Genomic DNA, 18,566 nt, shown 5'->3' with positions numbered 1-18,566 from the left:
TAAGTCAGTTTTATTTTGGTCGTTAGTTAGGTGATGTGAAACTTACTTTAATGATGTCGTAGTCTCCTGAATTTGAGTGGTCAATATTAAATTCAAAGGTCATTTTTTTATCTGAACTATTATAATTCCCCGACGGGTCAACCCAGTTACCTTCTTCCCACTCATCAGATAAAACAGAACCACCTGTAATATAATTGTTTGGATGAAGAGAGCCACCTTGTTGTATCTGTTCAGTTAACTCGGAATTACCATTAGCCAGTATGACTAGTTCGTTCCATAGTTCAAACTCATAGTTGAAGTTTACAGCAGAGACTTTATATTTTTCTCCTCCAGGTAAAAAATTAGAATAGTAATCATAAGCACCATCTTCTCTTATAAATGTCACGGTGTTGTCTGTTTTAAGTTCAAGGTCATCAACAGTAACATTGAAATCATACTCTTTATTTTTCCATTTAGTTACTCTATCATTACCTATGGCTACCAGAACAGCAGATGATGAAGGTGATCCTGCATTATTCCAATACACTGTATTTAAAATAGTTTCATTTCTAAATACATATTGCAAATATTCATTTAAACCGAAAGCATTTCTTGTCATTACTAATAAAGGCTTATCTCTAGTAGCATTATCACTTAAGGTAATGTAAGTTGTACCCGTATAAGACAGGGTTTCAGAAGTTTCAAAGGGAGCAAAACCGCCACCTGCAGCTGTTATTACTTCCACTTCTACAGGAATTTTACCAATCCAAGGAGTGAGGTCTATGCCTTGCGATTTATAGTGCTCAATAAGTGTTTTTTGCGATTGAGTTAATGGGGTAAAACTTTCTTCTGGCATAACTATTATTGTTTGAGATCCTTCTAAAACAATATTTTTTTCAGTGCCTTCATAGGAAATTAGATTAATTTTAAAATTTGTGTTTTCTGTTAAAATGTTTTCAATATTTGGCTTGTATTTAGCAATAATTTTCAAAGTACCTTTTGTCTCGTTCTTCGAGATTACTACAGGAGTAGTTTCTATAGATAATAGATCTGGATAATTTGATGTATTTTCCAAGTCAAAAGTGAGCTTAATTTCTTGGTTAAAAGACTTACTTAAGATTACATCAAGTGTAAATTCTTTTGAGTCTCCCTCTGTAACTTGTAATCCTTTATTAGTTAATAAGTTTACTGTTATCGGATTAGTGAATTGAACTGGTTCATTTTCTTCACAAGAAATTATTGTAATAGTGAAGAGGAGTAAAAAAAAGAATGATTTAATTGTTTTCATTTCGATCAGTGTTTAAATAAATGTATCCCAAAAGGGGTTTTGTATTATATTCTTATTATTCTTGATTTCGCTAGATGGTATGGGGAGTAACCACCTATAATCTTCAGGAGTAATTGTTTTTATATAGGCGTTTGTTTTATAATTTATTTTTTTTAGATCTAATTTGTAGTGTTTTAGATCAAAGTATCGTAAGCCTTCCCCAATAAATTCTTTTTGTTTCTCATGCAAAAGATCTCTGAAAAATAACTCTCCTGTTGAGGTAATTTCTTGAGAATTTCTCATTGATAGAAAAGTGTTAATTGTTTTTTTTGCAGCTTCCTTATCAAAAGTTTCGTACTGTGCTTCTGCTTTGATAAAATATAATTCGGCAGTTCTCAAGGCTATAATTGGGTTTATTGATCTTCCTGATAAATCAGTCTGCCCTTTTCCTAAGTAATTTACATATATCTTATTGTTGTTTAGTTGTATATATTCTGAGGGTATAAAACAGATATCTTTTCTGTAATCATTGTTGTCAAATGTTAATGAAGTATTACAGAAAAATATATATTGTTGAGAAGAATTATCAAAAATACTACCATAATTAAAAACATTATTTTCAAAAGCTAATAAAGTTTCTTGATTGGCAAAAGGAGAGGTCCATACTTTCTCATGATCTTGTTTTGTTAGGATTGTAGAGGAAATAAGCTCGTTACATAAAACAATTGATTTTTCGTATTTATTCCAGCTTAAATATATTTTTGCCAGTAATGCTTTTGCGCTATTTAAAGAAAATCGGAAGATGGTATTTGTAGTATTGTTTGAATTTTCTTGAAACAGATTTATAGCCTCTAATAATATTTGTTCTATTTCATGAAAACAAGTTTCAATATCAGATCTTGGTAATTCTTCAGCAGTTAAATTGTTTTTTAAAATAATACCTGCATTATTTTTTGTTGTTTCTGAATATGTTGAAGCGTATAATTGTAGCAAATCAAAGTAAGCTAATGCTTTTAAACAAAGTGTTTGCGCTTTGATGTATTTTAATTTTTGGATGTTTATTTGTTCTTCTGATATAATTTCATTTATTCTTATTAAAAGTATATTAGCTTTATTAACCGTTCTGTAGTAGTCGGTCCATAGCGAATTAGAAAATAATATTATTTCTTGGGTTTGCCATTGATAAAAGTCATAAGTCGACTTATTTGTAGAAATATAACGATTGGGATAGAGATCATCCGTTAATACTGAGAGTAATATTTTGTTCTTAGGGTAGCTTAGGTAAACGCTTGATAAAGTTTCATCCGCTATGTCAGCATTATCGATAGCGTCTAGCCCTGTTATTTCGTCCTCAACAGGAATATCTAAAGAGCAGGAAACGATGATAGCTAAAATAATTATGTATATAAATTTAATCATTTTTTGTTAAAAAGATAGGTTAATGCCCATTGTAATAATTGGTTGAGAAGAACCTTCCAAATTTGCAGACTCAGGGTCTCCACCTCCAAAACTAGACCAGGTAGCTATATTTTTTAATTGCAAATAGAGTTGCGAACTTGAAATGTTATTGTTTGAAATTATCTTTAAAAATTCATCATCAAATTGATATCGTAGCATTATGTTATTTAGCCTAATAAAATCAGTTTGACCAACAGTACTGGTTGATGCAAATGAGTTATTGAGGTAAACATCACCATATACACTATTTAGACCTTGATAAATTTTATTCTCATCACCCGGTTTAAACCAGGTGTTTTTTAATTGTCCAGCCACAGCATTTTTTATAACGTCCTCTTCATCTTCAATTACAGATTTGTTCGTATATTTTGCAATTCCACCAAAATTATAATATAGATCTACTGATAACTCCCAGTTTTTATAATTGAAATTATGGTACCAACCACCGCTATAAGGAGGAGTACTATTTCCTAAAACGATAAAGTCTTCTGGCTTGGGTCTATCGAGAGCACCATTTAGAATGGAACCGTTAGCAGCTTGATATCTGGTAATACCGTCGGCTGGATAAACTCCTAGATTTATCAATCCATATATTATATCGGCAGATTCTCCCTCTTTATAGTCAGGATAATATTCATTACTTAAACTTAACTCGGAACCTTCGTATAAGTCTACTACTATATTTTTATTGTAGGATAAATTTGCAGAAGTACTCCAGGTAAAGTTATCATTATTAAAAATGCTTGTATAAACAGAAAGTTCTATTCCTTTATTATCCATTATTCCTACATTTTTTAACTGAGTTGTAAAACCGTTTGAGGGAGCAATAGGAACTGTTAATAACATATCTTTAGTTCTTCTTTTATACGCATCAATTGAAATATTGAAGCCATTAGCAATACCTATATCTAGGCCTATATTTATAGAGGTGTTTTGTTCGGGGCGTAGACCGGTATTGAATAGGTTTTTTAAATAAAACTCTCGTATTCCTTGGTAACTAGAGGTATTGTACGCAAAAGTAGGCACAGTTAAAGAAGCATCGACTCCCGCTAAACTAGCAGTTACACCATAGGTAGTTCTTAACTTTAAATACCTTAGATACTTGTTATTTTTTAAAAATCTTTCATTACTAATAGTGTAGCCAAACCCTGTTGCCCAAAAAGTGTTCCAACGTTTATCTTTTGGCATTAATGAAGATCCATCAGTTTTGTAGCTACCGTAAACCTCGTAAATATTATTATAATTGTATAGTCCAGAATAACCAAATCCAATTTGTGCGGTAGATATATTTTTTGAAGACGTTATCGAACGCCTTGCCCCTGATATATCATTGTTAATACCGGCAGCTGAATTTAGTTTACTAGGTAAACCATAACCTTTAATGCCAATAAGATCAACATTGTTTTTATAAAAGTCTATATTGGCACTAGCAGAAAAATGGTGCATATTTATGTTTTTATTATAATTTACACGTGTATTAGCGCTAAAATTTATATTCGTGTTTTGATTTTTAGTTGCTTTTCCACGTTCTATTATTGACGTACCAGATACTGTTTCAGAGTATGAATCTCTAGGAACTATCGCAAGTGATCTTTGAAATAAAAAATCTGCTCCAATAATTGAATTAAGAATTAAGTTTCTGGACAGTTTAGCTGATATATTACCTGAAAAATTAAATCGATTCTCTTTTGTTTTTTTATTATATTGATTTACTAGATCTTTAAATGTTCGGTTAGGAAAAGAAATTAATGTTCCTTTTTCAATCCGTTCATAAGGGTTTAATTCATAAATAAGTTGAGATGGATTGTAGTCTGATGAATTGGACGTGTTATTTTCAGAAATTCCAAAACCAGAATTAAAAATAATCGATGTCTTTTTTGAGAGACTATATTCATAATTAAGTCTTCCGGTAAATCGATCAATATTATTTCCGTCAAACTTTCCACCTTGTTTTGTATAGTTTCCAGATATGTAGAATTTTTTTTTGTCATCTCCTCCTCTTGAGCTGATATTATAGGACTGGTAGGTATTTATTCTTGATAGCTTATTAAACCAGTTTGTATTTATTTTTTTTATCGAATCTAATTTGTTTTTTCCATCAATTATAAGTTGATTTAAATTAGAAGCATTACCGAAGTATCTTCTGAAATATTCTTCTGATAGATTGTATCCTGGGGTGTTTATATTTTTTGAAATTCTCTCAAATTCAAGTTTTTCGTCGGTTTCCATCATTTTTACACTTGGAACTCCTTTTAGTGTTAGTCCTTGTTGTAATGAAAATGAAAATTGTGTTTTACCATTAACACCTCGTTTACCCGAAATTTCAATAACGCCATTAGCAGCTTTTATTCCATATAGTGCATTAGCTGCGGCATCTTTAAGTACTTTTATCTCTTGAATATCATTTATGTTAAGGGTGGCAAAAGCTTCAGGTGTTATAATTTGCCCGTCCAAAACAAATAATGGTTGATTGGCTTTATTATCAATATTTTGTTTTTCGTCATCACTTAAGGTGTTAAATGGTTTTTTGATAGGGAGTGTTGAAGTTCCTCTTATTCTTATTTTTAAAGGTTTACCTAGTTCACCATCTGATTTAATAGTTAAACCTGCCACCTGACCTTGTAGTGATTCTAAAATATTAACTGAAGGCCTGTCTTTTATTTTTCTAGTAGAAAGCGTATTTATAGATCCAGTTGCTTTTCGAATATCTGTATCATTTATATTTGTTTTAGGACTAAGAACAACCTCTTCAAGCGTGTTTGAATACTCTTTCAAGAATATTATAATATTAGGTGTTACTACTTTTTTTATTTGCTTTTTGTAACCTATGGCACTAAAGACTATAGAGTCTCCTGGTTTGAGTTTAATCTTAAAATCTCCATTAAAATTGGAGTATGTTCCTGTTTTTTTATTAAAATCAAAAATGTTTACACCTGGTAAAGGTGTCTTGGTGCGCATGTCTAATACCTTACCTTTGATTAAAATATTTTGAGATTGTATTAGTGTACCCGATAAAAGTAAAAATGAAATTAAAATAACTTTACGCAATATTTATTTAGATTTAATATAAATAGTTTGCAAATGTATTATTTTTTTTTATATTATCGTAGTTGTTGTCAGTGTTTTACACTTTTTAGGAAAGAAGTTGTTTAATAATTTTTACCAAAACGAGTGAGTAAAGGGATTAATCCATGGATTTACACTGAAAATTTTATCTAATAAGTTAATGAAAACTTATAAAATAAAAGCTTGAAAGAGATGTTTTGGTTTTTGGCTACTTGGTAAAAGAATTGAGGAAGATTTAAAAATAAATATCTTGTGCTGCTCTAAAAGTATTAGCATGTGCTTCAATAATAATTTTTAAGTCTTTAGAATAGCCACCCCCCATAGAGCAGACTACAGGTATTTTATTTTGATAACACGTTTGTAAAACAAATATGTCTCTTTCTTTACAGCCTTCTGGAGAGATGTCCAACTTACCTAACGAATCACTTTTTAAGATATCTACTCCAGATAAATAAAAAATAAAATCAGGTTTTTCATTTTTAATAAGTTGTGGAAGTACTTTTTTTAATAAAAAAATGTATTCATCATCAGAAGTGTTATTCTCTAGAGAAATATCTAAGTCTGATTTTTCTTTTTTGAAGGGGTAATTTGTTTTTCCATGCATGGAAAAGGTGAATACTGAGTTGTCATTACTGAAAATTTCGGCGGTACCATTACCTTGATGTACATCTAAATCAACAATTAGAACTTTGTTAGCTAATTTTTGTCTCTGTAAATACTTTGCGGCGACTGCTTGATCGTTCAATAAGCAGAAACCTTCACCTTTGTCAGAAAAAGCATGATGCGTTCCTCCTGCAATATTCATGGCTATCCCATTTTCCAAAGCATAATGAGTGGCTTTCATAGTACCATCTGCAATAATCATTTCTCGAGTTATAAGTTGCTCTGTAAGTGGAAAACCAATTTTGCGTTCTTCCTTTTTTGATAGTGTAATATTTAATAAATCAAAGAAATATTCAGGGGTATGAACGGTAAAAAAGTGCTTGTTATTTGGGATTTCTGGGGTAAAGAAATTTGCCTCAACACAAGTTCCTTCATGAAGTAATTGTTGAGGCAATAAATCATATTTCATCATCGGAAACCTGTGGTTGTCAGGTAACGGATGATTGTATATTTTATGATACGCTATTTTTAACACACTTGAGATCCGTTGATAACCTTTTCTTTTGGTTCCATAAATGCTAATTTTCCCTCAAGAGTGTCGGTCATTAAAATCATTCCTTGGCTTTCAACACCGCGTAACTTTCTTGGTGCTAAATTGCAAAGAACGGTAACTTGTTGTCCTACAATGTCTTCAGGTTTAAAACTTTCAGCAATACCTGATACGATGGTACGAGTATCGATACCTACATCAACGGTAAGTTTTAAAAGTTTTTTAGTTTTAGCCACCTTTTCGGCCTCAATAATAGTACCTACACGAATGTCCATTTTGGTAAAATCATCAAATTGAATAGTTTCTTTTTGAGGTTCTACTTCTTTGTTAGCCATTTCGTTTGCTTTTTTTGTTGTTTTTAGCTTATCTAGCTGAATTTGAATTGTTTTATCTTCAATTTTAGTAAATAATAGCTCCCCTTTATTTATTTGATGGCTTGGATCTAAAAGTACTTCCTTCTCAGAAATGTCAGTCCACTTGTTGTCAGCTTCAGGGGTATTTATATTTAAAATGTTTTTTAACTTCGACGAAGTAAATGGTAAAAATGGCTCACAAAGAACAGCTAAACCAGTAGCGATTTGCAGTGCTACATACATGATTGTTTTTACTCGTTCTTCATCTTCCTTAATAACTTTCCAAGGCTCTTCGTCCGCTAAATATTTATTGCCTAGTCTCGCCAAATTCATCATTTCCTGAGATGCTTCTCTGAAACGATAACGTTCAATAGATTTGGCAATTATATCAGGGAATTGTTTTAACTGCTCTAAAACATCTGTATCAGCTTCAGAAAAATTCCCAGCAGGTGGTACCTGTCCGTTATAGTATTTGTTAGTTAATACAACTACACGGTTAATAAAGTTACCAAATACAGCAACTAACTCATTATTATTCTTAGCTTGAAAATCTTTCCAAGTAAAATCGTTGTCTTTGTTTTCAGGGGCATTCGCCGTTAATGTATAACGTAATACATCTTGTTGCCCAGGGAACTCTTCTAAATATTCATGTAACCAAACAGCCCAATTTTTAGAAGTAGATAATTTATTTCCTTCTAAGTTTAAGAACTCATTGGCTGGTACATTTTCCGGTAAAATATAATTCCCATGTGCTTTTAACATTGCAGGGAAAATAATACAGTGGAATACTATGTTATCTTTACCAATAAAGTGTACTAATTTGGTATCATTTTTCTTCCAATAATCTTCCCAATTTTTACCTTCTCTTTCTGCCCATTCTTTCGTAGAAGAAATATATCCAATAGGAGCATCAAACCAAACATATAATACTTTTCCATCAGCCCCCTCAACAGGAACAGGAATTCCCCAATCTAAATCACGGGTTACGGCACGTGGGCGCAAACCGTCATCAATCCATGATTTTACTTGTCCAAGCACATTTGGTTTCCAGTCGTTTTTATGACCTTCTAAAATCCATTCTCTTAAAAAGTCTTCATGTTTATCTAAAGGTAAAAACCAGTGTTTTGTTTCTTTTAATGTTGGAACGTTTCCGGTAATGGCTGATCTCGGATTTATCAAGTCTGTAGCATTATGGCTAGTACCACACTTTTCACATTGATCTCCATAACTTTCTTCATTACCACATTTCGGGCAAGTACCAATAACAAATCTATCTGCTAAATATTGATTCGCTTCTTTATCGTATAATTGTTCGGTTACCTCTTCAATAAATTCTCCATCTCTATATAATTTCTGGAAAAAGTCTGACGCTGTTTTATGATGAACTTCAGCAGAAGTACGAGAGTAATTATCAAAAGAAATTCCGAAGTCAACAAAAGAATTTTTAATAATACTATGGTATTTATCGATAATATCTTGTGGTGAAACTCCTTCTTTTTTAGCGCGCATAGGAATTGCCACCCCATGTTCATCTGAGCCACATATATAAGCTACATCTTTACCAGTACCTCGTAAAAAACGTGCATAAATATCTGCTGGTACATAAACACCTGCTAAATGTCCAATATGAATGGGACCATTTGTATAAGGTAATGCTGCTGTTATTGTATATCTTTTTGGTTTGTTCATGAATGTTACGCTAAAAATTAAAGGGTAAAAATACAAAAAAGCTATTTTTTAGACTGCTCAAAATTAGATACATTTACTTGAAGCTAAGAATTTATAATTACTTCAATCTGATTAATAAAACGATGGATGTCGATTCTATATAATAATGAGCGATATTAGAGTAAGAAAAACCAAAGAGGATGAAGTAATATGGTTAAATTCATGTTACGAGAAAATAGGGTTTAAAAAATCTGAGTTTTCGAATGAATTTATTGTAGTTGCTGAATTTAATAATCAAAAATTTGGTTTAGGCCGCTTCTTTAAACTAGATGAAGAGAATTGTGAGCTAGACGGAATTTTTGTTGATGATCAATACAGAGGAATGGGAATAGTAATAGTTTCGTTTTTATGTGATGAGATTGATTGGACACATAAAAATATTTGGTGTTTACCTTTCGAAAACCTTGAAGGGCTTCATAATGAATTTGGATTTAACATACCGAAAGCTTTGCTTCTAAAGGAGATTTTTGATAAAAATGTATGGTGTAATAAAAATGCTGGTTACACAAAAAAAGTACTATTATTGTCTAAACATATGTCATAATGAGAAAGAAAATAATCACTTTATTCTTAATAGGTATAAATATCATGGTTTACAGTCAAGCGGAAGCTAAAAAATTAATTACACCTCCAACCTTACAGAAAGGAGATACGATTGCAATAGTGGCACCAGCAGGAATTCTTAAGAACAGAAAGCATGTAATTGATAAAGCGAAAAAGTTAGCTGAGAGTTGGGGGTTAAAAGTAGTATATGGAAAAAATATGTTTAATCAGAATCATCATTTCGCAGGAACCGATGAAGAACGATGTCAAGATTTTCAGGAAGCTTTGGATAATCCGAATATAAAAGCTGTTTGGAGTGCTAGAGGTGGTTATGGTTCTGTTCGAATTTTAGACTTATTGGATTTTTCAAAATTTAAAGAAAAACCAAAATGGATTATAGGTTATTCTGACATTACAGCTTTTCATAATCATATTCACAATCTAGGAGTGGAAACGTTGCATGCTATGATGGGAACAAGTATGCAAGACAAACCAGAAGAAATACTTCATACAATTACAACATTTAAAAAGGCGCTTTTCGGAGAAAAGTTGAGTTACAAGATACCGTCTTCGAAGTATAATAGAGAAGGAAATATATATGGTGAATTGGTTGGAGGTAATATAGCAATATTAGCTTCAATGCTTGGCTCAAACAGTCAAATCTCTACAAGAGAAAAGGTGTTGTTTATAGAAGAAATAGGGGAGTATAAGTATTCTATTGATAGGATGTTACAGAGTTTGAAAAGAGCAGGATATTTTACAAAAGTAAAAGCAGTGGTAGTAGGAGATATGACTAAGATTAAAAAGAATACAACATCTTGGGGATGCTCAATAGAGGAATTGATTTTACGAATTATCCCAAAAGAAATTCCTATTCTTTTTAATTTTCCCGCTGGGCATGAAAAGGATAATAGAGCATTGATAATGGGGAGATTAGTTAAGCTTCATATAAGAAAAAATAACACTTCTACATTATCATTTGAGTAAATGAGTAAAGATGGCAGACCATTATGAATTAGGCAAAAAAGGAGAAGAGCTTGCTTGTAATTTTTTAATAGAAAAAGGATTTCAAATACTTTTTAGAAATTATCGATTTCGAAAAGCTGAGATTGATATAATCGCTCAAGTAAATGATTTATTAGTTGTTGTTGAGGTGAAAACTAGGACGTCAGATTATTTTGGGAATCCTCAAGATTTTATTAATAAGAAGAAAATAAGTTTATTGGTTGGAGCAATTAATAATTGTGTTGAAAGTAATGATATTTCTCTAGAAATTCGCTTTGATGTTATTGCGATAATTTACCGCAATAATAACTATTCAATTGAGCATATTGAAGATGCTTTTTTATTTTTTCAATAATAAAAAAACCTGCAAAAGCAGGTTTTTATTATATATAATATTTTTTATAGGTTTTCAAAATATTTATGAACATCATCAATTGTATTTGGAATGGCAATAATCTTTTTATTTTGATCTAGTACAAAATAGGTAGGTGTTGCATCAATTTTATATTTCCTAACAACCTCATTGTCAAACTTATATTCAGGATGTGTTCCGATAGCATGGTGCCATCCCTCAAGTTTAGCTTTAAACTTTTTGAACTCCGTATCATTATCTTCAATAGCAAAACTAACTACCGAAGTACCGCTAAAATCTTTCATGAATTTATGTACTTCTGGTATTTCTCTTGTACAGTGTGGGCACGCTGTGCTCCAAAAAATTAATAAATAATTTCTACCATCACTTAATTCTGAAAGCTTGTATTCTTGCTCACCTTCTTTCCAAGTAAAGTCCGGAGCTTCTCTTCCAACAGAAACACTTAATTGATCTAATTTCTTTCTTTTAAATTTTTCATCGCTATTTGATAATCTGTCATAGAATTCAGTAAATAACCAATCTACAATTTCAGAATTTCTTTTGTCTGTAAAACTAGTAGCTAAAAACTCAATAACCTCTTTTTTTACTTTTTTATTAGAGATAAATCCAAGTGCTTTTTCAATAGATTCTTTGTGGAGTTCCTGTCTTGTTACTTGATCTTCAGAAGAATTAAGATAAAAGACAAAGTCGTTAACACGATCAATTAAAAAAGCAGAGTTGTAAAGTACTTCATCGTCAAAATCTATATATTTGAAGAAATTATCATTGGTAGCTTCAAGATAGTCTGGCATTTCGTCAATTATATTTGAAGAGTTAAAACGTTGCGAAGCTTTTATGAAGTTATGAGACAGCATTCCTTCAGACTTATTCTCGTATTTTTCTTGTATATCTTTTAAGTTTTTTAATTCTGTTTTGTACTTTTTCTTAGTATCCTTTGAAGGGTCTTTCAAATAATTCATTTGATGTTCAAATATTTTGTTTTGAACTTTTGCACAAGCTTCTTGATATTGAGAGTATAATTTGTTTTCACGTGAACTATTAAACACAATGGATTGCTCAGGATACTTAGGGTTAAAAATAAATTCAACATTTTCTTTGTTGAATATAAAGTCAATAAAACCCGAACCTTTTGTTCTATATGTTGCCCTGTAAACTCCCGGTTCTGCATTATTAGGTAATTCAAAAGAAAACTTTCCTAAGGCTTGTTTTTGAGCTCCCATAACAATAGTGTCAAACTTGATAGTTGCATTTGTAATGTATTTTGGTTTTACACCCTGCAACTTATGAAGCATTACCCAATCACTATCTTCAGGAGGAGTCATGGTTCCTTTTATTGAAAATTGTGCGTTAGCTATTGAATTAATTAGTAGAATTAAACTTAGTAATTTTTTCATCATATGAGTTTTGATAAATTATTATAAAGGGGTTAAAAATATTTCCTAATAAACACATTTCAAGAAGCATACCAAAAACTATAATTTATTAGGCTTGTTATTTAAAACAATAAAATTACTCAGTAAATATATAATAGTTTATCAAAATAACAATAGATTGCGTTTGATAATTGAAACAAAATCTTCTGTTTAATTGAAAAAGCCTAAATTTTGAAAATAACTTATGATAGCTTCTTTGATTAATACCGATTGCTCTCCGGGTTTTAAGTTTGGAAGTTCATTTATCGTTTTATAGTGTGGCCATCCATCTTGGTCAAAAAAATCAAATTCATAGTAGCCGTAAGGTTCTAGAAGCTTGCATATAGCTATATGCATTAAATTTATTTTTTCGTCTTTCTTAAAAGTTTGGCGTCCTTTTCCAAGTTCCTGTATTCCGATTAAATATATAATTGCATCTACATCTAATACGTCGCCATCTGCAAATTGAGAGGATAGTTTTTTAATAATTAGCTCCCATTTTTCCCTTAAGTCTACTTTTTTATTCATTTCTCCAAAATTACAAAGATACGAATGAGTTATTTATATTTGCTAATTAGGTATTGGATAAAATTTATCTTAAGATAATTTAATAAAAATGAACACATTTGATTTTATAGTTGCCGTATGCTTATTATATGGATTTGTTAAAGGGTTGTGGAGAGGGCTTTTTGTAGAAGTATCTTCTTTATTGGCTTTGTTATCGGGTGTATACGGAGGTATTCATTTTTCACATTTTTTGGGGGAGTGGTTGAAAAAAAATTTTCAATGGGATCAAAAATATATATCATTAGTTGCTTTTGCAGGAACCTTTATCGTGATTGTTATAGTAATTAATTTAATGGGAAAAATATTTACAAAAATAGCAGATTTTGCAGCTTTAGGTATTTTAAATAAAATTCTGGGGGGAGTATTCGGTTTTTTAAAGGTAAGTTTAATACTAAGTGTTGCTTTTATTTTTTTTGGAAAAATGAACAATTTTATTCCTTTTGTGAAACAAGAAAGTTTAGAAAAATCTATCTTGTATGAACCTGTAAAGAGTATAGCCTCAATTATTTTTCCATCTATAATAAATGTTGATCAAGAAAAAGAGCCTAATCAACAGACATAGAAAAGAAGTGTGTATAATCTTTTTTTACATGGGGATTACAATTGCCCCTGAAAATTTTTCTCTTATTTTGTTGAGAGCTCTATCGGCATCAAGTCGAGTTTTGTAATTCCCAACTTGAACTTTCCATTCTGGTGCTTTGTATTCAAGTTCTGTTGGGATTTCAGGAAACTCCTCTTTAAATCGTTTTCTAGTGTTTTTAGCAATGTTTTCGAGCCCATTATACAGCTGTATTAGGTATCCTTTTTTGTGTGTTTTATTGTATTCTCTTTTTTTTTCTATCATTTTTTGAATAGCAGGCTTATTATTATACATCTCTTGGGCACTTGCAACGATCGTACCTAAAGCCATAATTATTAAGAGGAATATTGCTTTCATGATTTTCATATGTTTACCAGATCTTTTTGCAAAAATAACGAGTTGTAAAGAAAAAGATTGTAGTTCTAATTTATTTAGAATTGATATAAATTAACAATTACAAATCTCCTAATATTTCACATTTTATAGATAAGTAGTACTTTTGTCCAACTTTCTGTATTCCTTGTTTTTTGTGTAGTTTGCAGAAAGAATTGTACCAAAATCGATACAAAACTTATATTTTATAGTATGAAAAGTGTGAATCATCACAGTAAATTAACTCGAACACTCTTACAAGGGTTAGCTTTCTTTTTAGTTTTTTTAGTTAGTTTTTCAGTTTACTCACAGGAAATTGATGTGGCTCGGCAAAAAGAAGGGAAAAAATTATTTAAGTCTCTTTGTGCTTCTTGCCATAAGTTGAATAAAAAGCTTGTAGGGCCTGCACTTGGTAAGGTTGAAGAAAGAAGAGAAAACGATTGGTTGAAAAAATGGATTCGTAATAATGCTGAGTTGAGAGCTTCTGGAGATAAAGAAGCAATCGCTATTTATGAGGAATATAACGGGTCGAATATGACTGCATTCCCTCAGTTGACAGATAAAAATATTGACGATATTCTTTACTATACGACTGTTGGTGATCCGAAACCCGTTGTGGCTTCAGAAAATCCAGAGGTTTCTGGAAAAGATGGTAGTGGAGGTGGTCCCAAATGGCTTATAAATATATTGGCTGCAGCAATTGTTGTTGCGTTCCTGATAATAGGAAGTCTTTTGAAAACGATCAGTGAGTTGAAAGGAGCCCCTAAAACACCAGGTTTACTTGGTCAGGCAGCTGAATTGTGGGTTGGGATAAAGAAAAACACATTTCTTCATGTAATGTTTGTAATTTTTGGTGCTTTAATGACTGCTTATGTTTTGTTTGGAACCTTGTTTAAAATTGGAGTAGAAACGGGTTATATGCCTGTTCAGCCTATTGCCTTTTCACATAAAATTCACGCAGGAGAAAATAAAATAGATTGTCAGTACTGTCATTCAGCTGCAAAGCACAGTAAGCATTCAGGGATTCCATCAGGGAATATTTGTATGAACTGTCATAAAAACATTGCAGAGGTGGCAGAAGGGACTAAAGTCGCTTACAACGACATAACACTCGGAAAGAGAGAGTTGGATAAAGAGATCGCTAAAGTATATGATGCTGTAGGATGGGATTCAGAGAAGTTGGAATATACAGGAAAAACAAAACCCATTAAATGGGTGAGAATACATAATTTGCCTGATTTTGCGTATTTCAATCACTCACAGCATGTCACTGTCGCGGGAGTTAAGTGTCAAAAATGTCATGGACCAGTTGAAGAAATGGATGAGATGTATCAGTATTCACCACTAACAATGGGATGGTGTATTGATTGTCATAAGGAGACAAAAGTAGACTTAAAGGGTAATGAATACTATGCTAAAATCCATAAGGATTTAGCAGAGAAGTATGGAGTAGAGCAAGTGACTATTGCTCAGTTAGGTGGAAAAGAGTGTGGTAAGTGCCACTATTAATCAATTAGAAAGCAGAAAAACACGTATATAAATGGCTTCAAACAAAAAATACTGGCAAAGTGTTGAGGAACTAAATGATAGTTCTATTGTTGAAACGCTACGTAATAAAGAGTTCGTTCAAGAAATACCTACTGATGAGTTTTTATCGGATAAAGAAACATTAGAAACTTCATCAACTTCACGTAGAGATTTCTTAAAATATGTCGGATTTACAACCGCGGCTGCATCGTTAGCAGCTTGCGAAGGTCCGGTTAGAAAATCAATTCCTTATGTAGTACAACCTAATGATGTAGTAGTTGGAATAGCAGACTGGTATGCAACTACCATGGCAGACGGATTTGATTTTGCAAACGTTTTAGTTAAAACTAGAGAAGGTAGACCAATTTTGGTTATGCCAAATAAAGAGGCAGGTGCTGATATTAATGCAAGAACTGTCGCCTCTGTATTATCATTATATGACGAAAAGTTACGTTTAAAAGAACCAAAGAAAGGTGAAGCAAATATCACCTGGAATGATTTAGATAAAGAAATTGTAGAAAAACTTACAAAGTTAAGGGATGCCAACGAGCATGTTGTTTTATTAACAGGTACTTTGGCAAGTCCTTCAACAGAAAAAGTAATCGCTGATTTTATTTCAGCTTATCCAAATGTTAAGCACGTAGTTTATGATGCAATTTCTGAGGATGGAGCATTAGAAGCATTTGAAGCGGTTTACGGTAAAAGAGCGTTGCCTAATTATGATTTTTCAAAAGCAGATGTAATTGCTTCTGTAGGAGCTGATTTCCTGGGAGATTGGCATGGAGGTTTTGAAAAGAGTTATTTAGATGGAAGAAGAGTGAACACAGGTAAAATGTCTTATCATGTTCAATTCGAAAGTAACCTTTCATTAACTGGTGCAAATGCTGATAAACGAGTGGTAATAAAACCATCTGATCAGGTGTTTGCATTAATTAATCTATACAACGAAGTAACTGGAGAGAACTTGCCTTCGAAAGCTACTCCAGCTGATACTGAGGTGAAGAAGTTAGCTGTTGCATTAAAGAAAGCAAAATCGAAAGGTGTTGTTGTTACAGGTTTAAATGATAAGAACGCTCAAATTGTTGCTTTAGCTATTAACAAGGCTTTAAATAGTGAGGTTCTTGATGTTCAAAACCCGTTATATACAAGACAGGGTAATGACGCTCAAGTTGCCCAATTAGTAGCTGATATGAGTGCTGGTAAGGTTTCAGGTTTAATTACTTACAATGTAAACCCTGCCTACTCCCACGTAAATGCTGCTGGCTTTGTTGAAGGAGTTAAGAAGTTGAAATTATCAGTAGCTTTATCTACTCAAAATGATGATACTTCTGCTTTAGCTCAATATAGTTTACCTACGCCACACTACTTAGAGTCTTGGGGTGATGTTCAGTTAACTAAAGGAAATTATGGGTTAGTTCAGCCTACAATCCAACCATTATTTAATACACGTCAAGTTCAAGATGTTTTACTAAATTGGTCAGGTAGCAAAGTAAACTATTACGATTCATTAAAAGAATTTTGGTCAACCAATATATTAAACGGTAGATCATGGAATCAAGCATTGCATGATGGGTATTTCAATGTGAATGAGTTAGATGCTGAGGAAACAGAAAACTTTGAGACTTCGGTTGATATAGCTGTCGTTGTATCTAATTTACTAAAAGCAACGAAGCCTTCTCAATACGAATTAAACTTATTTAGTTCTACCGCATTAGGCGATGGTAAACAAGCGAACAACCCTTGGCTTCAAGAATTACCTGATCCTATTACAAGAGCTTCTTGGGATAATTACTTAACTGTTTCTTTAGCTGATGCAAAAGAACTTGGTTTTGAAAACCCTGTTAAAGATAATGGAGCCATTGACGGAAACTATGCGAATGTTACTGTAAATGGGGTAACAATTAATAATATTCCAGTTATTTTACAGCCAGGTCAAGCAAAAGGTTCATTTGGGCTTGCTCTAGGGTATGGTAGAAAACACGGGATGAAAGATGAGATGCAGGTAGGTGTAAATGCTTATCCTTTCTATAAAGATGGAAATAATGTACAGTATAATGTAACAATCGAAAAGGCAGCAGGGTGGCATAAGTTTGCTTGCATGCAAGTTCAAAGTACATTAGCTGGACGTCATGATATTTTAAGAGAAGCTTCATTAAAAGAAGTAAATGACAAGAATTTAGATCCAAAACATACATGGAATAAACCTTTCATGGTGTCTTATGATCATCAGGAAGTTGAAGGGAGTACGATTGATTTGTGGGATGATCATGATAGAGAATTAGGGCATCATTTTAAGTTGTCTATTGACCTTACATCATGTACAGGTTGTGGGGCATGTGTTGTAGCTTGTCACGCTGAAAACAACGTTCCTGTTGTGGGTAAAGATGAATTAAGAGTCGGTAGAGATATGGCTTGGTTACGTATTGACCGTTATTATTCTTCAACCGTTCAAGATAAACAATATGATAAGGAGCAAGCTGAAATGACTCTCGAAGAGTTTAAAGTTCAAAATCCTAATGTTGCAAATCAAGAAGTTGAAAGGCTCTATACTGAAAAAGTATTAAAGCTAAGCAAAGGAGACTTATTTGACGCATTGGAAAATCCAGCTGAGAATCCTCAGGTATCTTTCCAGCCAATGATGTGTCAGCATTGTAATCATGCACCATGTGAAACGGTGTGTCCTGTTGCTGCAACTTCTCACGGTCGTCAAGGTCAAAACCAAATGGCATATAACCGTTGTGTGGGTACTCGTTATTGTGCAAATAACTGCCCTTACAGAGTACGTCGCTTCAATTGGTTCAATTATGCAAACAACGATGAGTTTGATTTCAATATGAACAATGAGTATGGAAAGATGGTGTTAAATCCAGATGTTGTAGTTCGCTCAAGAGGTGTTATGGAAAAATGTTCTTTCTGTATTCAATCAACTCAAGCGGTAATTTTAAAAGCTAAAAAAGAAGGTAGAACTGTAAGAAAAGATGAGTTTAATGATGCTTGTGCTTGTTCTGCAGCATGTTCCTCTGGTGCCATGGTATTTGGAGATGTAAATAATCCAGAGGATCCAGTAACACCGTTAGTTGAAGATAAGAGAGCTTTCCATGTATTAGACTATATTGGAACAAAACCGAATGTAGTGTATCAAGTGAAAGTAAGAAATACAAACGAAGCTTAATAATAAAATAA

The 18,566-nt window shown here is 32.3% G+C and carries 14 protein-coding genes; 6 read left to right on the top strand and 8 right to left on the bottom strand.

Translation table 11 applies throughout. The annotated features are described in order from the left end of the window. Nucleotides 1-22: 22 nt before the first annotated feature. The 5 genes from AC2GW8_RS08125 to metG form a co-directional block, all read right to left on the bottom strand. Nucleotides 23-1,267: a DUF4929/DUF8472 family protein gene (locus AC2GW8_RS08125; RefSeq protein ID WP_440879373.1), complete on the bottom strand. Its 1,245-nt coding sequence runs from the start codon at nucleotides 1,265-1,267 to the stop codon at nucleotides 23-25. Between the two features lie 12 nt (nucleotides 1,268-1,279). Further along, complete coding sequence (locus AC2GW8_RS08120; RefSeq protein ID WP_440879372.1) at nucleotides 1,280-2,665, bottom strand: RagB/SusD family nutrient uptake outer membrane protein; 1,386 nt, start codon at nucleotides 2,663-2,665, stop codon at nucleotides 1,280-1,282. 6 nt (nucleotides 2,666-2,671) lie between these two features. After that, a complete protein-coding gene (locus AC2GW8_RS08115; RefSeq protein ID WP_440879371.1) occupies nucleotides 2,672-5,752 on the bottom strand; it encodes a SusC/RagA family TonB-linked outer membrane protein in 3,081 nt (1,026 codons plus the stop codon). Between the two features lie 253 nt (nucleotides 5,753-6,005). Beyond that, the gene (locus AC2GW8_RS08110) at nucleotides 6,006-6,908 is read right to left on the bottom strand and encodes a histone deacetylase family protein (RefSeq protein ID WP_440879370.1); all 903 of its coding nucleotides are present in this window, start codon (nucleotides 6,906-6,908) and stop codon (nucleotides 6,006-6,008) included. Next, the gene (gene metG, locus AC2GW8_RS08105; protein WP_440879369.1) at nucleotides 6,902-8,965 is read right to left on the bottom strand and encodes a methionine--tRNA ligase; all 2,064 of its coding nucleotides are present in this window, start codon (nucleotides 8,963-8,965) and stop codon (nucleotides 6,902-6,904) included. Before metG ends, AC2GW8_RS08110 begins: the two co-directional genes overlap by 7 nt. Before the next feature lie 145 nt (nucleotides 8,966-9,110). Here metG and AC2GW8_RS08100 point away from each other — a divergent pair, with 145 nt between their 5' ends. From AC2GW8_RS08100 to AC2GW8_RS08090, 3 genes are read left to right on the top strand one after another with little or no spacing between them, the layout of a single operon-like run. Then, on the top strand, nucleotides 9,111-9,548 hold the full coding sequence (locus AC2GW8_RS08100) for a GNAT family N-acetyltransferase (protein ID WP_440879368.1): 438 nt from the start codon (nucleotides 9,111-9,113) through the stop codon (nucleotides 9,546-9,548). Next, nucleotides 9,548-10,534 carry a S66 peptidase family protein gene (locus AC2GW8_RS08095; protein ID WP_440879367.1) on the top strand — a complete coding sequence of 329 codons (987 nt, stop codon included), beginning with the start codon at nucleotides 9,548-9,550 and terminating at the stop codon, nucleotides 10,532-10,534. Before AC2GW8_RS08100 ends, AC2GW8_RS08095 begins: the two co-directional genes overlap by 1 nt. Before the next feature lie 10 nt (nucleotides 10,535-10,544). Continuing rightward, a complete protein-coding gene (locus tag AC2GW8_RS08090) occupies nucleotides 10,545-10,907 on the top strand; it encodes a YraN family protein (protein WP_440879366.1) in 363 nt (120 codons plus the stop codon). 44 nt (nucleotides 10,908-10,951) lie between these two features. Here AC2GW8_RS08090 and AC2GW8_RS08085 read toward each other — a convergent pair whose 3' ends face one another. Together AC2GW8_RS08085 and AC2GW8_RS08080 are read right to left on the bottom strand one after the other, a co-directional pair. Then, nucleotides 10,952-12,319, bottom strand: a complete 1,368-nt coding sequence (locus tag AC2GW8_RS08085; RefSeq protein ID WP_440879365.1) for a TlpA family protein disulfide reductase — start codon at nucleotides 12,317-12,319, stop codon at nucleotides 10,952-10,954. A gap of 189 nt (nucleotides 12,320-12,508) precedes the next feature. Further along, complete coding sequence (locus tag AC2GW8_RS08080) at nucleotides 12,509-12,865, bottom strand: hypothetical protein (RefSeq protein ID WP_440879364.1); 357 nt, start codon at nucleotides 12,863-12,865, stop codon at nucleotides 12,509-12,511. An 88-nt stretch (nucleotides 12,866-12,953) separates the two neighbouring features. Between AC2GW8_RS08080 and AC2GW8_RS08075 the strand changes: the two genes are divergently transcribed. Next, nucleotides 12,954-13,466, top strand: coding sequence for a CvpA family protein (locus tag AC2GW8_RS08075; protein ID WP_440879363.1), 513 nt, complete (start codon nucleotides 12,954-12,956; stop codon nucleotides 13,464-13,466). Between the two features lie 24 nt (nucleotides 13,467-13,490). On the opposite strand, the gene AC2GW8_RS08070 is transcribed toward AC2GW8_RS08075, so the two are convergent. Next, complete coding sequence (locus AC2GW8_RS08070; protein ID WP_440879362.1) at nucleotides 13,491-13,841, bottom strand: SPOR domain-containing protein; 351 nt, start codon at nucleotides 13,839-13,841, stop codon at nucleotides 13,491-13,493. Between the two features lie 228 nt (nucleotides 13,842-14,069). Here AC2GW8_RS08070 and AC2GW8_RS08065 point away from each other — a divergent pair, with 228 nt between their 5' ends. Continuing rightward, nucleotides 14,070-15,365, top strand: coding sequence for a c-type cytochrome (locus AC2GW8_RS08065; protein ID WP_440879361.1), 1,296 nt, complete (start codon nucleotides 14,070-14,072; stop codon nucleotides 15,363-15,365). A 31-nt stretch (nucleotides 15,366-15,396) separates the two neighbouring features. Then, the gene (locus tag AC2GW8_RS08060) at nucleotides 15,397-18,555 is read left to right on the top strand and encodes a TAT-variant-translocated molybdopterin oxidoreductase (RefSeq protein ID WP_440879360.1); all 3,159 of its coding nucleotides are present in this window, start codon (nucleotides 15,397-15,399) and stop codon (nucleotides 18,553-18,555) included. The last annotated feature ends 11 nt before the right edge of the window (nucleotides 18,556-18,566 follow it).

Source organism: Tenacibaculum profundi, assembly GCF_057162725.1.
This window is presented reverse-complemented; position numbering and strand designations above follow the sequence as displayed.

Coding starts and splice junctions, on each gene's coding strand:
- AC2GW8_RS08125 (WP_440879373.1), bottom strand. CDS start 1,267: ATGAAAACAATTAAATCATTCTTTTTTTTACTCCTCTTCACTATTACA.
- AC2GW8_RS08120 (WP_440879372.1), bottom strand. CDS start 2,665: ATGATTAAATTTATATACATAATTATTTTAGCTATCATCGTTTCCTGC.
- metG (WP_440879369.1), bottom strand. CDS start 8,965: ATGAACAAACCAAAAAGATATACAATAACAGCAGCATTACCTTATACA.
- AC2GW8_RS08100 (WP_440879368.1), top strand. CDS start 9,111: ATGAGCGATATTAGAGTAAGAAAAACCAAAGAGGATGAAGTAATATGG.
- AC2GW8_RS08095 (WP_440879367.1), top strand. CDS start 9,548: ATGAGAAAGAAAATAATCACTTTATTCTTAATAGGTATAAATATCATG.
- AC2GW8_RS08090 (WP_440879366.1), top strand. CDS start 10,545: ATGGCAGACCATTATGAATTAGGCAAAAAAGGAGAAGAGCTTGCTTGT.
- AC2GW8_RS08085 (WP_440879365.1), bottom strand. CDS start 12,319: ATGAAAAAATTACTAAGTTTAATTCTACTAATTAATTCAATAGCTAAC.
- AC2GW8_RS08080 (WP_440879364.1), bottom strand. CDS start 12,865: ATGAATAAAAAAGTAGACTTAAGGGAAAAATGGGAGCTAATTATTAAA.
- AC2GW8_RS08075 (WP_440879363.1), top strand. CDS start 12,954: ATGAACACATTTGATTTTATAGTTGCCGTATGCTTATTATATGGATTT.
- AC2GW8_RS08070 (WP_440879362.1), bottom strand. CDS start 13,841: ATGAAAGCAATATTCCTCTTAATAATTATGGCTTTAGGTACGATCGTT.
- AC2GW8_RS08065 (WP_440879361.1), top strand. CDS start 14,070: ATGAAAAGTGTGAATCATCACAGTAAATTAACTCGAACACTCTTACAA.
- AC2GW8_RS08060 (WP_440879360.1), top strand. CDS start 15,397: ATGGCTTCAAACAAAAAATACTGGCAAAGTGTTGAGGAACTAAATGAT.